The organism is Streptomyces sp. NPDC051563 (genome assembly GCF_044454225.1).
GTDB lineage: Bacteria > Actinomycetota > Actinomycetes > Streptomycetales > Streptomycetaceae > Streptomyces.
This window is the reverse complement of record NZ_JBITDL010000004.1, coordinates 349,035-362,264: the sequence shown is the minus strand read 5'-3', so window position 1 is coordinate 362,264 and position 13,230 is coordinate 349,035. Positions and strand designations below refer to the sequence as shown.

Genomic DNA, 13,230 nt, shown 5'->3' with positions numbered 1-13,230 from the left:
CGTGAGGCACCATCAGTGACAACGATCACCCCCGAATCCGGGAACCATGCGTCCGCCGCCCCCGAGGCCGGGCCCTCGCTTCGCGAGCGGCCCGCCGGGCCCGGTACGCTCACCGCCGTGCCCCACGCTGATCAGCCCAGAACCACCCAGAACGACGCACCGGCAGCGCCGCCGGGAGCGCCACGCCCCCTGTCCGTCCGCCCGACACCGCTCGGCGAGCTGGCGGAGCTGCTGGGAGTGGAAACCCCCGGCGCGCTGACGCGGATCACCGGCATCACGCACGATTCCCGTGCCGTGCGCCCCGGAGACCTGTACGCGGCCCTGCCCGGCGCCAAGCTGCACGGCGCGGACTTCGCCGCCCAGGCGGCCGCCCTCGGCGCCGCCGCCGTGCTGACCGATCCGGACGGCGCGGAGCGCGCCGCGGCCACCGGACTCCCGGTCCTCGCCGTCGCCGACCCGCGCGGCCGGATGGGAGAACTGGCCGCCGCCGTCTACGGACGGCCCGGGGAGGCCCTGCTCCAGATCGGCATCACCGGGACCTCCGGCAAGACCACCACGGCGTACCTCGTCGAGGGCGGCCTGCGCGGCGCCGGACGCAAGACGGGGCTCATCGGCACCGTCGAGATGCGCGTCGGCGACGAGCGCATCAAGTCCGAGCGCACCACCCCCGAGGCCACCGACCTCCAGGCGCTGTTCGCGGTCATGCGCGAACGCGGCGTCGAGGCCGTCGCCATGGAGGTCTCCAGCCACGCCCTGGTGCTCGGCCGGGTCGACGGCTGCGTCTTCGACGTGGCGGTCTTCAACAACCTGAGCCCGGAGCACATGGAGTTCCACTCCGACATGGAGGACTACTTCCAGGCCAAGGCGCAGCTCTTCACCGAGCGCCGCGCCCGCCTCGGCGTGGTCAACATCGACGACGAGTACGGCCGCCGCCTGGCCAAGGAGTCGCCGATCCCGGTGGTCACGTTCTCCGCCACGGGCGACCCGGCGGCCGACTGGCGGGCCGAGGACGTGGTCTCGCGCCACATGGACTCGACCCTGACCCTGGTGGGTCCGGCGGGCGAGCGGGTCACGGCCACCGCCCCGCTGCCCGGCCCGTTCAACGTGGCCAACACCGTGGCCGCCGTCGTGACCCTCGCCGCCGCCGGCCTCGACCCGCAGACCGCCGCCGACGGCGTCGCCGCGGTCCCCGGGGTGCCCGGCCGGCTGGAGCGGGTCGACGCGGGACAGCCGTACCTGGCCGTCGTGGACTACGCGCACAAGACGGACGCCGTCGAATCGGTCCTGCGGGCCCTGCGCGAGGTCACCACCGGCAGGCTGCACGTCGTCATCGGCTGCGGCGGCGACCGCGACACCACCAAGCGGGCCCCGATGGGCGCCGCGGCGGCCCGGTTCGCCGACACCGCCGTACTGACCTCCGACAATCCGCGCTCCGAGGACCCCCTCGGGATCCTCGCCGCGATGTTCCGCGGCGCCGTGTCCGTGCCGCCCGCCGAGCGGGGCACCGTCCTCGTCGACGCCGACCGTGCGGCGGCCATCGCCACCGCCGTCGCGCGCGCCGAGGCCGGGGACACCGTGCTGGTGGCCGGCAAGGGCCACGAGCAGGGCCAGGACATCGCGGGCGTCGTACGCCCCTTCGACGACCGGGCGGTCCTGCGCGCGGCCATCGAGACCCAAGCAGGCCAGCGTCCCCGACAGGCCGAGGTGAACCAGTGATCGCCCTTTCCCTCGCCGAGATCGCCGACATCACCGGCGGGCAGCCCCACGACATACCGGATCCGTCCGTCCTGGTCACCGGCCCCGTCGTCTACGACTCCCGCGAGGTGCAGGCGGGCAGCCTGTTCGCCGCCTTCGTCGGAGAGCGCGTGGACGGCCACGACTACGCCGAACGCGCCGTAGCCGCCGGTGCGGTGGGCATCCTCGCGACCCGGCCCGTCGGTGTTCCGGCCATCGTCGTCCCCGACGTGGTGGCCGCCCTCGGCGCGCTCGCCCGGTCCGTCGTCGAACGCCTCGGCACCGACGTCGTGGCCCTCACCGGCTCCGCCGGCAAGACCTCCACCAAGGACCTGATCGCCCAGGTCCTGCAGCACCACGCGCCGACCGTGTGGACCCCGGGGAACCTCAACAACGAGATCGGCCTGCCGATCACGACGCTGCGGGTCACCGAGGACACCCAGCACCTGGTCCTGGAGATGGGCGCGCGCGGCATCGGCCACATCGCCTACCTCACCGGGCTGACGCCCCCGCGCATCGGCCTGGTCCTCAACGTCGGCACCGCGCACATCGGGGAGTTCGGCGGCCGGGAGCAGATCGCGCAGGCCAAGGGCGAGCTGGTCGAGGCCCTGCCGTCCGAGGCGGAGGGCGGCATCGCCGTCCTCAACGCCGATGACCTGCTGGTACGTGCCATGGCCGGGCGTACGAAGGCGCGTACGGTGCTGTTCGGCGAGGCCGAGGACGCCGACATCAGGGCCACCGAAGTCCGGATGACGGACAGGGGACAGGCTTCCTTCACATTGCGAACACCGACCGGGTGCAGCGACGTGACCTTGCGGCTGTACGGTGAGCACCACGTGTCGAACGCGCTCGCCGCGGCCGCCGTCGCCCACGTGCTGGGCATGTCAGCCGAGGAGATCGCCACCGCGCTCTCCGGGGCGGGCAGCCTGTCCCGGTGGCGGATGGAGGTCACCGAGCGGGCGGACGGCGTGACGATCGTCAACGACGCCTACAACGCAAACCCCGAGTCCATGCGGGCCGCACTGCGCGCACTCGCCGCGATGGGCGGTGCCGGCAAGGCGAACGGGGGCCGCACGTGGGCGGTGCTCGGCCCGATGGCCGAGCTCGGAGACGACGCGCTCGCCGAGCACGACGCGGTCGGACGGCTTGTCGTCCGGCTCAACGTGAGCAAGCTGGTCGCGGTCGGGGGCAGGGAAGCCTCCTGGCTGCAACTGGGCGCATATAACGAGGGTTCGTGGGGTGAGGAGTCGGTGCTCGTGTCCGACGCGCAGGCGGCGGTCGACCTGTTGCGCAGTGAACTGCGCCCGGGAGACGTCGTGCTGGTGAAGGCTTCCAGGTCAGCCGGCCTGGAGCGGGTGGCCCAGGCCCTGCTCGACGGCGAGGTCGCCGGCCGATGAGGCAGATCCTGTTCTCCGGAGTCATCGGACTCTTCCTCACGCTCATCGGCACCCCGCTGCTGATCAAGGGTCTGGCCCGCAAGGGCTACGGCCAGTTCATCCGTGACGACGGGCCGCGCGGTCACGCCGGGAAGAAGGGCACGCCCACCATGGGCGGCATCTCCTTCATCCTGGCCACGCTGATCGCGTACGCCCTCACCAAGGTGATCACCGGAAGCCAGCCGACCTTCTCGGGCCTCCTCGTCCTCCTGCTGATGGCGGGCATGGGCGTGGTCGGCTTCCTCGACGACTACATCAAGATCGTCAAGCAGCGTTCGCTCGGTCTGCGGGCCAAGGCCAAGATGGCCGGCCAGCTGATCGTCGGCATCGCCTTCGCGGTGCTCGCGCTGCAGTTCAAGGACGCGCGCGGACTGGCCCCCGCCTCCACCAAGCTGTCGTTCGTCACGGACTTCGGCTGGTCGATCGGCCCGGTGCTGTTCGTGGTCTGGGCGCTGTTCATGATCCTGGCGATGTCCAACGGCGTGAACCTGACCGACGGCCTCGACGGCCTGGCCACGGGCGCCGCCGTGATGGTCTTCGGCGCCTACACCTTCATCGGCGTCTGGCAGTACCAGGAGTCCTGCGCCAACGCGCAGACCCTGACCAACCCGGCCGCCTGTTTCGAGGTGCGCGACCCACTGGACCTCGCGGTCGTCGCCGCCGCCCTGATGGGCGCCTGCTTCGGCTTCCTGTGGTGGAACACCTCGCCCGCCAAGATCTTCATGGGCGACACCGGATCGCTGGCCCTCGGCGGCGCACTCGCCGGCCTGGCGATCTGCTCCCGCACGGAGTTCCTGATGGCGCTCCTCGGCGGCCTCTTCGTCCTCATCACCATGTCGGTCGTCATCCAGGTCGGCTCCTTCAAGCTGACCGGCAAGCGCGTCTTCCGGATGGCACCGCTGCAGCACCACTTCGAACTCAAGGGATGGTCGGAGGTCCTGGTCGTCGTCCGGTTCTGGATCATCCAGGGCATGTGCGTGATCGTGGGCCTCGGAGTCTTCTACGCGGGATGGGCAGCCGACAAGTGACCGCCTGGCACGGCAAGAACATCACCGTCGCCGGCCTCGGCGTGAGCGGCATCAGCGCCGCCCGCGCCCTGGCCGGCCTCGGCGCGGTCGTCACCGTCGTGGACGGCGGCGACGGCGAGGGCCACCGCGCCCGGGCCGCGGAACTTGAGGCGGCGGGCATCTCCGTACGCCTCGGCGACGCGCAGACCCTGCCCGAGGGCACCGAACTGGTCGTCACCTCGCCCGGCTGGAAGCCCGACAGCCCGCTGTTCGCGGCCGCGGCCGACGCGGGCGTGGACGTCGTCGGCGACGTCGAGATCGCCTGGCTGCTGCGCGGGCCGGACGCCGCCCCCTGGCTGGCGATCACCGGCACCAACGGCAAGACCACCACCACCCAGATGCTCGCCTCGATCCTGAAGGCCGCCGGCCTCAGGACCGCCGCCGTCGGCAACATCGGCACCCCGATCATCGACGTGGTGCTCGGCGAGGAGACGTACGACGTGCTCGCCGTCGAACTCTCCAGCTACCAGCTGCACTGGGCCCCTTCGGTGCGCCCGCACTCCGCGGCCGTCCTGAACCTGGCCCCGGACCACCTCGACTGGCACGGCTCGATGGAGGCGTACGCCGCCGACAAGGGCCGGATCTACGAGGGCAACACGGTCGCCTGCGTCTACAACGCCGCCGACAAGGCCACCGAGGACCTGGTCGTCGAGGCGGACGTGGAAGAGGGCTGCCGGGCCATCGGCTTCACCCTCGGCGCCCCCGGCCCCTCCATGTTCGGCGTGGTCGACGGCATCCTCGTCGACCGGGCCTTCGTGGAGAACCGGCAGAAGAACGCCCAGGAACTCGCCGAGGTCGCGGACGTCAACCCGCCGGCCCCGCACAACATCGCCAACGCCCTCGCCGCCGCGGCCCTGGCCCGCGCCTTCGGCGTGGAGCCGCGCGCCGTCCGCGACGGACTGCGCGACTTCCGCCCGGACGCCCACCGGGTCAGCCACGTGGACGAGGTGGGCGGGGTCACGTACGTCGACGACTCCAAGGCCACCAACACCCACGCCGCGGAAGCCTCCCTGGCGGCCTTCGAGCCGGTCGTCTGGATCGCCGGCGGCCTCGCCAAGGGCGCGACCTTCGACGAACTCGTGCAGAAGGCCGCGAAGCGGCTGCGGGGCGTCGTCCTGATGGGCGCCGACCGGGCCCTGATCGCCGAGGCACTGGCGCGACACGCCCCGGAGGTCCCGGTCGTGGACCTCGCACGGACCGACACTGGGGCGATGCTCGCGGCGGTCCGGGAAGCGGCCCGGCTCGCGGAGCCGGGCGACACGGTTCTGCTGGCACCTGCCTGTGCCTCGATGGACATGTTCGCGAACTACAGCAAGCGTGGAGACGCGTTCGCCGACGCGGTGCGCGAACTGGCCGCCGAGCAGGCCTAGGTCCGGCTCGATCCAAGGGCAGGTTCCCTCCGGCCGACCGGCTGCTCGCCTCGTACGAGTGGGAGGGGAAGATCACAGATGCCGGCCAAGCAAGTGCTGCCGGGGCGGCGGCCGTCCGCCGCCAAGACCGCCAAGGAAGCCGGGCAAGCGGGTGCCGGACCAGGGGTGCCCGGGACCGGCCGGAGAGTGCTGGGCCGCAGGCGGCCCGCGGCGCGACCGCGGCGGCCCGCCGACGGCGGGCCGCTCACCCGGCTGCGGCGCACCCAGAGCCGGCTGCGCCGGGCCTGGGACCGGCCGCTCACGGCGTATTACCTGATCTTCGGCAGCTCGTTGCTCATCACCGTGCTCGGCCTGGTGATGGTCTACTCGGCCTCCATGATCAAGGCGCTCCAGCTCGGCCTGGGCGACGCGTACTTCTTCAAGAAGCAGTTCCTGGCAGCCGCGATCGGCACCGTACTGCTGCTGATCGCCTCCCGGATGCCCGTCAAACTCCACCGGGCCCTGTCGTACCCCGTGCTCACCGGCACGCTGTTCCTGATGGTCCTGGTCCAGGTTCCCGGGATAGGGGTGTCGATCAACGGCAACCAGAATTGGATCTCCCTTGGGGGTCCGTTCATGCTCCAGCCCAGTGAGTTCGGCAAACTGGCCCTCATCCTGTGGGGGGCCGACCTGCTGGCCCGCAAGGGCGACAAGGACCTGCTGAGCCAGTGGAAACACCTGCTGGTGCCGCTGGTCCCGGTCACCTTCCTGCTGCTCGGGCTCATCATGCTGGGCGGGGACATGGGCACCGCGATGATCCTCGGAGCCATCCTGTTCGGTCTGTTGTGGCTGGCCGGAGCCCCGACGCGGATGTTCGCGGGGGTCCTGGCCTCCGTGGGCGTGCTCGTCGCCCTGCTCATCAAGACCAGCCCGCACCGCATGGACCGGCTCCAGTGCATCGGAGTCACCGAACTGCCCGAGAACGGCCTGTGCTGGCAGGCCGTCCACGGAATCTACGCCCTCGCATCGGGCGGATGGTTCGGTTCCGGACTGGGTGCCAGTGTGGAAAAATGGGGGCAACTGCCAGAGGCCCACACCGACTTCATCTTCGCCATCACCGGCGAGGAACTGGGGCTGGCGGGGACGCTGTCGGTGCTCGCCCTGTTCGCGGCCCTAGGCTATGCGGGTATCCGCGTGGCCGGACGCACGGAGGACCCCTTCGTACGGTTTGCCGCGGGAGGCGTGACCACCTGGATCACGGCGCAAGCCGTGATCAACATCGGTGCGGTACTCGGTCTGCTGCCGATCGCCGGAGTCCCGCTCCCGCTGTTCTCCTACGGGGGGTCGGCCCTGCTGCCGACCATGTTCGCGGTCGGACTGCTCATCGCCTTCGCGCGGGAGGAGCCGGCGGCACGGGCGGCGCTCGCGATGCGGAGGCCCAAGAACGGCCGGCCGCGGACCGGGCAGAGATGGAAGTCGATGAGACGGCGCGTCAAGAAGCGTCCGTCCGGAGAGCGGTGAATTTCGGTGCATGTCGTACTCGCCGGTGGGGGGACCGCCGGCCACATCGAGCCGGCGCTGGCCCTCGCGGACGCCCTGCGCAGGCAGGACCCTTCCGTGGGCATCACCGCCCTCGGCACCGAACGCGGACTCGAAACCCGCCTGGTGCCCGAGCGCGGCTACGAGCTGGGACTGATCCCGGCCGTCCCGTTGCCCCGTAGGCCCACGCCCGAGCTGATCACCGTCCCAGGACGGCTGCGCGGCACCATCAAGGCCGCGGAGGAGATCCTGATCCGCACCAAGGCCGACTGCGTCGTCGGATTCGGCGGCTACGTGGCGCTGCCCGGCTACCTCGCGGCCAAGCGCCTCGGGGTGCCGATCATCGTCCACGAGGCCAATGCCCGGCCCGGACTGGCCAACAAGATCGGCTCCCGGTACGCGCACGCCGTCGCGGTCTCCACCCCCGACAGCAAACTGCGCGGCGCCCGCTACGTGGGCATCCCGCTGCGCCGCTCCATCTCCACCCTCGACCGGGCACTGGTCCGCCCGGAGGCGCGCGCCGCCTTCGGCCTGGACCCCAACCTGCCGACGCTGCTGGTCTCCGGCGGCTCGCAGGGCGCCCGGCGCCTCAACGAGGTGATCGAGCAGGTCGCGCCGACCCTCCAGCGCTCCGGGGTCCAGATCCTGCACGCGGTCGGCCCGAAGAACGAACTGCCGCGTGTCGACAACATGCCCGGGATGCCGCCGTATGTGCCGGTACCGTACGTGGACCGGATGGATCTCGCGTACGCCGCCGCCGACATGATGCTGTGCCGCGCGGGCGCGATGACCGTCGCCGAACTCTCCGCCGTCGGGCTGCCGGCCGCCTACGTCCCGCTGCCGATCGGCAACGGCGAACAGCGGCTCAACGCCCAGCCGGTGGTCAAGGCCGGCGGCGGCCTGCTCGTGGACGACGCGGAACTGACGCCCCAGTGGGTGCTCAGCCAGGTCCTCCCGGTGCTCGCCGACCCGCACCGGCTGTACGAGATGTCCCGCGCCGCCGCCGAGTTCGGCCGCCGGGACGCCGACGACCTGCTCGTCGCCATGGTGTACGAGGCGATCGCAGCCAACAGAGCCCGCTGACGCGGGAAGCACCGACGCAGGAGGCACAGGAGTGGCCGGAGCGAGCACTGCGCAGCGTGGCGGTCCGGGAGCCGCGGGGAAGGGCTCCGGCCCCCTCAAGCGGCCGGGGACCCCGAAGGCCCCCAAGTCGCCGAAGCCGCCGAAGGGATCCGGCCCCGGGGGAACCCGCGGTCCGGGCCCCGGCGGGCGGCTCCCGGGAGGGCTGCGCCGCGGCCCCCTGGTGGTCGCCGGCGCGGTCCTCGCCCTGCTCCTGGCGGCCGGCTGCACCTGGGTGCTCTACGGCTCCTCCTGGCTCCGGGTCGAGAAGGTCACCGCCACCGGCGCCGAGGTCCTGACACGGGACCAGGTGCTGGCGGCGGCGGCCGTCCCCGTCGGCGCCCCCCTGGTGTCCGTGGACACCGACGAGATCGCATCCCGGCTCCGCGGCCGCCTGCCCCGCATCGATTCGGTCGATGTGGTGCGGGCCTGGCCGCACGGAATCGGGCTGAAGGTGACGGAACGCAAGCCCGTTCTGCTCATCAAGAAGGGCGTGCAGTTCGTGGAAGTGGACGCTTCCGGTGTGCGATTCGACACGGTCGGACAAGCACCGGCGGGTGTTCCGCTCCTCGAACTGAGTGCCCAGCAGTCTCCGAGCGGCCGCCGTTTCGACGAGGAACGGCTGCTGCGCGAGGCCGTCCAGATCGCCGGCGTCCTCCCGGAATCCGTCCGCAAGGAGACCGCGCAGGTCAAGGTGGGCTCCTACGACTCGGTGGTGCTGGAGTTGACCGGCGGCCGGTCGGTGGTCTGGGGGAGCGGCGAACAGGGCGAGGCGAAGGGCCGCGCACTGACGGCGCTCCTGAAGGCCTCGCCCAAGGCTGACCGATTCGACGTCAGCGTCCCCACCGCCCCGGCGGTGTCCGGTAGTTGACGTCCGGTCGAACAGCGTCGCACCCTGGTTGGCCACCGATACGGGTGATCACATAGGGTGAAAAGAAAAACGGGAGGTTCGGCGTGTTCGTTGAACACGCGCTACTTGTCGACTTAGTGTCCTGTTCGGAAGAGTCCAAGGAACAGACACACTCATAACCCTAAACTTCAGGGTTAGGGTTCGGGTCGGCGTGTACGGACCGTCCCAATTTCGGCATCAGTCGTCGCACCGCAGGCCCGCGAGGCGAACGACACGTAACTCGAGGCGAGAGGCCTTCGACGTGGCAGCACCGCAGAACTACCTCGCAGTCATCAAGGTCATCGGTGTCGGCGGCGGTGGTGTCAATGCCATCAACCGAATGATCGAGGTCGGTCTCAAGGGCGTCGAGTTCATCGCCATCAACACAGACGCCCAGGCGCTGTTGATGAGCGACGCCGACGTCAAGCTCGACGTCGGCCGCGAACTGACCCGGGGACTGGGCGCAGGCGCCAACCCGGATGTCGGTCGCAAGGCGGCAGAGGACCACCGCGAGGAGATCGAGGAGGTCCTCAAGGGGGCCGACATGGTCTTCGTCACCGCCGGTGAGGGCGGCGGCACCGGAACCGGCGGCGCACCCGTCGTCGCCAACATCGCGCGCTCGCTGGGCGCCCTGACGATCGGTGTGGTCACCCGGCCGTTCACCTTCGAGGGCCGGCGCCGCGCCAACCAGGCCGAGGACGGCATCGCCCAGCTCCGCGAGCAGGTCGACACCCTCATCGTCATCCCCAACGACCGCCTGCTGTCCATCTCGGACCGCCAGGTCAGCGTCCTCGACGCCTTCAAGTCGGCCGACCAGGTCCTGCTGTCCGGCGTCCAGGGCATCACCGACCTCATCACCACCCCGGGTCTGATCAACCTCGACTTCGCGGACGTCAAGTCCGTGATGTCCGAGGCGGGCTCGGCGCTGATGGGCATCGGCTCGGCCCGCGGCGACGACCGCGCGGTGGCCGCCGCCGAGATGGCGATCTCCTCGCCGCTGCTGGAGGCGTCCATCGACGGCGCCCGCGGCGTGCTGCTCTCCATCTCCGGTGGCTCGGACCTCGGTCTCTTCGAGATCAACGAGGCCGCGCAGCTGGTGAGCGAGGCCGCGCACCCCGAGGCGAACATCATCTTCGGTGCCGTCATCGACGACGCGCTCGGCGACGAGGTACGGGTCACCGTCATCGCGGCCGGGTTCGACGGCGGACAGCCCCCGGCCCGCCGCGACAACGTCATCGGCGCGGCCTCCACCAAGCGCGAGGAGCCGGCCCCGGCTCCGGTCCGTGCCGCCGAGCCGGCCCGCCCGGCCTTCGGCGGACTCGGCTCGGTCACCCCGCGCGAGGAGCCGGTCCGCAGCGAGCCCGTCCCGGTCGCCGAGGCTCCGGCCCCGCAGGTCCCGACGGCCCGGCCGTACCAGGACAGCCCGGCCGAGGAACTGGACGTCCCGGACTTCTTGAAGTGACCTTGGAGCAGTACAGCGAGAGCGGCGCCCACTTCGCCTTCACCGACCGGTGGGGCGGGGTGAGCGCCGTTCCGTACGAGGAGCTCAATCTCGGCGGCGCGGTCGGAGACGACCCGGCCGCCGTTCGTGCGAACCGGGCCGCCGCGGCGAAGGCGCTGGGCATCGCGCCGGACCGGGTGGTCTGGATGAACCAGGTGCACGGCCGGGACGTGGCGGTGGTCGACGGTCCGTGGGGCTCCGAGCAGGAGATCCCGGCGGTGGACGCGGTGGTGACCGCCCGTCGGGGACTCGCCCTCGCGGTCCTCACCGCCGACTGCACGCCCGTCCTGCTGGCCGACCCCGTCGCCGGCATCGCCGGAGCCGCCCACGCCGGGCGGCCCGGGCTGGTCGCCGGAGTCGTGGGCGCCGCCGTCGAGGCGATGGTGGCGCTCGGGGCGGACCCCGCCCGCATGGTGGCCCGTACCGGGCCCGCGGTGTGCGGACGCTGTTACGAGGTTCCCGCCGAGATGCGGGAAGCGGTCGCGGAGGTGGTGCCGGCCGCGTACGCGGAGACGAGCTGGGGAACACCGGCCGTCGACGTGGTGGCCGGGGTGCACGCGCAGCTCGCGGAGGCGGGGGTGGCCGACCTCGGCCGTTCCTCGTTCTGCACACTGGAGTCGCGGGACCACTTCTCGTACCGCCGCGACCGGATGACCGGGCGGCTTGCCGGATATGTCTGGTTGGACTGAAGAATGACGGATCGTAAGTCCGAGCTCACCGCGAACCTCGCGCACGTGGAGGAGCGGATCGGGGCCGCCTGTGCGGCCGCCGGGCGCAAGCGGGAAGAGGTGACCCTCATCGTGGTCACCAAGACCTACCCGGCGAGCGACGTACGACTGCTGGCGGACCTGGGGGTCCGTCACGTGGCGGAGAACCGGGACCAGGACGCGGCCCCCAAAGCCGAGGCCTGCGCGGATCTGCCCCTCACCTGGCACTTCGTCGGCCAGTTGCAGACGAACAAAGTCCGTTCGGTGGCGGGATACGCGCACCTCGTGCAGTCCGTCGACCGCCCCAAGCTCGTCACGGCCCTCTCGGCGGCCGCGCAGGGCGCCGGACGGGAACTGGGCTGCCTCGTGCAGATCGCCCTCGACGCCGAGTCGGGCGAACGGGGGGCCCGCGGAGGCGCGGCGCCCGAGCAGCTCGCCGAGCTCGCGGACCTCGTGGCCGCGGCTCCCGGACTGCGCATCGAGGGCCTCATGACGGTGGCTCCGCTGGCCGGGCAGTACGCGGGACGCGAACAGGCGGCCTTCGAGCGGCTGGTGGAATTGTCATCCCGCCTGCGCGCGGACCATCCGGCTGCCACGATGGTGTCGGCCGGGATGAGCGCAGACCTGGAACAGGCCGTTGCGGCCGGTGCGACACATGTACGCGTCGGCACTGCGGTACTCGGCGCGAGACCCCGGCTCGGGTAACGTCGCGAAGAAAGTCGGACCACAGCAGAAAATATGGTCATTTCCGCTGATGAGCGGACAGGCCACGTGGATCGCGGGCAGTTGGTGACATTCGTGACACGGCGAGACACCTGCGACAGGGCGATCCACCACAGAGCGGAGGACTCAGAGAATGGCCGGCGCGATGCGCAAGATGGCGGTCTACCTCGGCCTCGTGGAGGACGACCGGTACGACAACCCGGGGTACGACCCCGACGACGAGTTCGAACCCGAGCCGGAGCCGGAACGGCCGCGCGAGCGGGACCGTCGGCAGCAGCCCGTTTCGCATCAAACGCCCGTATCGGACGAACCGGTACGAGTTGCCCAGCCTCCGGCGCCAAGGGAACCCATCCCAATGCCGGTTGAAAACGGACGTCCTGCGCGAATTGCCCCCGTGGCGTCCATCACACCCGAACGCTCGAATCTGGAGAAGAACGCCCCCGTGATCATGCCCAAGGTCGTCTCCGAGCGGGAGCCGTACCGCATCACGACGCTGCACCCCCGGACGTACAACGAGGCCCGTACCATCGGGGAACACTTCCGTGAGGGCACTCCGGTGATCATGAATCTCACGGAGATGGACGACACGGACGCGAAGCGTCTTGTCGACTTCGCCGCCGGTCTCGTCTTCGGTCTGCACGGCAGCATTGAACGCGTGACACAGAAGGTGTTCCTGCTGTCTCCTGCTAACGTCGATGTCACGGCGGAGGACAAGGCCCGCATCGCGGAGGGCGGGTTCTTCAACCAAAGCTAGACCGATCCGTCAGATACGGGACCGGGTACAGGGCGGAAGCAGGGGAGAGGGAAGCGCGGGATGGGCGTAGCACTGCAAGTGGTTTACATCGCGCTGATGTGCTTCCTCATCGTGCTGATCTTCCGACTGGTCATGGACTACGTGTTCCAGTTCGCACGTTCATGGACACCCGGCAAGGCGATGGTGGTCGTTCTGGAGGCCACCTACACTGTCACCGATCCACCGCTCAAGCTCCTTCGGCGGCTCATCCCGCCGTTGCGTCTCGGGGGCGTGGCACTCGACCTGTCCTTCTTCGTTCTGATGATCATCGTTTACATCCTCATCAGTTTCGTGAGCACCGCTGCGAGAAGCGTGTGAACGATGAGCTCCCCCGCAGGCGCGGGGACAGTCCCGATACGGTCCTGCCGACTGC

Annotated in this window: 12 protein-coding genes; all 12 read left to right on the top strand. The window is 70.7% G+C overall.

The annotated features are described in order from the left end of the window. The first annotated feature begins 15 nt into the window (after nucleotides 1-15). The gene (locus tag ACIA8F_RS07610; RefSeq protein ID WP_399377314.1) at nucleotides 16-1,716 is read left to right on the top strand and encodes a UDP-N-acetylmuramoyl-L-alanyl-D-glutamate--2,6-diaminopimelate ligase; all 1,701 of its coding nucleotides are present in this window, start codon (nucleotides 16-18) and stop codon (nucleotides 1,714-1,716) included. After that, nucleotides 1,713-3,131 carry a UDP-N-acetylmuramoyl-tripeptide--D-alanyl-D-alanine ligase gene (murF, locus tag ACIA8F_RS07605; RefSeq protein WP_399377313.1) on the top strand — a complete coding sequence of 473 codons (1,419 nt, stop codon included), beginning with the start codon at nucleotides 1,713-1,715 and terminating at the stop codon, nucleotides 3,129-3,131. Before ACIA8F_RS07610 ends, murF begins: the two co-directional genes overlap by 4 nt. Then, nucleotides 3,128-4,198 carry a phospho-N-acetylmuramoyl-pentapeptide-transferase gene (mraY, locus tag ACIA8F_RS07600; protein ID WP_250743750.1) on the top strand — a complete coding sequence of 357 codons (1,071 nt, stop codon included), beginning with the start codon at nucleotides 3,128-3,130 and terminating at the stop codon, nucleotides 4,196-4,198. The genes murF and mraY overlap by 4 nt, the downstream gene beginning before the upstream one ends. Further along, nucleotides 4,180-5,607, top strand: a complete 1,428-nt coding sequence (gene murD, locus ACIA8F_RS07595) for a UDP-N-acetylmuramoyl-L-alanine--D-glutamate ligase (protein WP_399377312.1) — start codon at nucleotides 4,180-4,182, stop codon at nucleotides 5,605-5,607. Before mraY ends, murD begins: the two co-directional genes overlap by 19 nt. Before the next feature lie 78 nt (nucleotides 5,608-5,685). After that, the gene (gene ftsW, locus ACIA8F_RS07590; RefSeq protein WP_399377311.1) at nucleotides 5,686-7,107 is read left to right on the top strand and encodes a putative lipid II flippase FtsW; all 1,422 of its coding nucleotides are present in this window, start codon (nucleotides 5,686-5,688) and stop codon (nucleotides 7,105-7,107) included. A 6-nt stretch (nucleotides 7,108-7,113) separates the two neighbouring features. Further along, nucleotides 7,114-8,208, top strand: coding sequence for an undecaprenyldiphospho-muramoylpentapeptide beta-N-acetylglucosaminyltransferase (murG, locus tag ACIA8F_RS07585; RefSeq protein WP_399377310.1), 1,095 nt, complete (start codon nucleotides 7,114-7,116; stop codon nucleotides 8,206-8,208). 31 nt (nucleotides 8,209-8,239) lie between these two features. Then, the gene (locus tag ACIA8F_RS07580) at nucleotides 8,240-9,115 is read left to right on the top strand and encodes a cell division protein FtsQ/DivIB (RefSeq protein WP_399377308.1); all 876 of its coding nucleotides are present in this window, start codon (nucleotides 8,240-8,242) and stop codon (nucleotides 9,113-9,115) included. Nucleotides 9,116-9,395: 280 nt separating this feature from the next. Continuing rightward, complete coding sequence (ftsZ, locus tag ACIA8F_RS07575) at nucleotides 9,396-10,595, top strand: cell division protein FtsZ (RefSeq protein WP_243330151.1); 1,200 nt, start codon at nucleotides 9,396-9,398, stop codon at nucleotides 10,593-10,595. After that, nucleotides 10,592-11,323: a peptidoglycan editing factor PgeF gene (gene pgeF, locus ACIA8F_RS07570; protein ID WP_399377307.1), complete on the top strand. Its 732-nt coding sequence runs from the start codon at nucleotides 10,592-10,594 to the stop codon at nucleotides 11,321-11,323. The genes ftsZ and pgeF overlap by 4 nt, the downstream gene beginning before the upstream one ends. A gap of 3 nt (nucleotides 11,324-11,326) precedes the next feature. After that, entirely contained in the window at nucleotides 11,327-12,046 is a 720-nt protein-coding gene (locus ACIA8F_RS07565; protein WP_399377306.1) for a YggS family pyridoxal phosphate-dependent enzyme, read from the top strand. A gap of 151 nt (nucleotides 12,047-12,197) precedes the next feature. Continuing rightward, the gene (locus ACIA8F_RS07560) at nucleotides 12,198-12,818 is read left to right on the top strand and encodes a cell division protein SepF (protein WP_399377305.1); all 621 of its coding nucleotides are present in this window, start codon (nucleotides 12,198-12,200) and stop codon (nucleotides 12,816-12,818) included. Nucleotides 12,819-12,878: 60 nt separating this feature from the next. After that, nucleotides 12,879-13,175 (top strand): YggT family protein, encoded by a 297-nt coding sequence (locus tag ACIA8F_RS07555; RefSeq protein WP_112450285.1) that lies wholly within the window; start codon nucleotides 12,879-12,881, stop codon nucleotides 13,173-13,175. Nucleotides 13,176-13,230 lie beyond the last annotated feature (55 nt).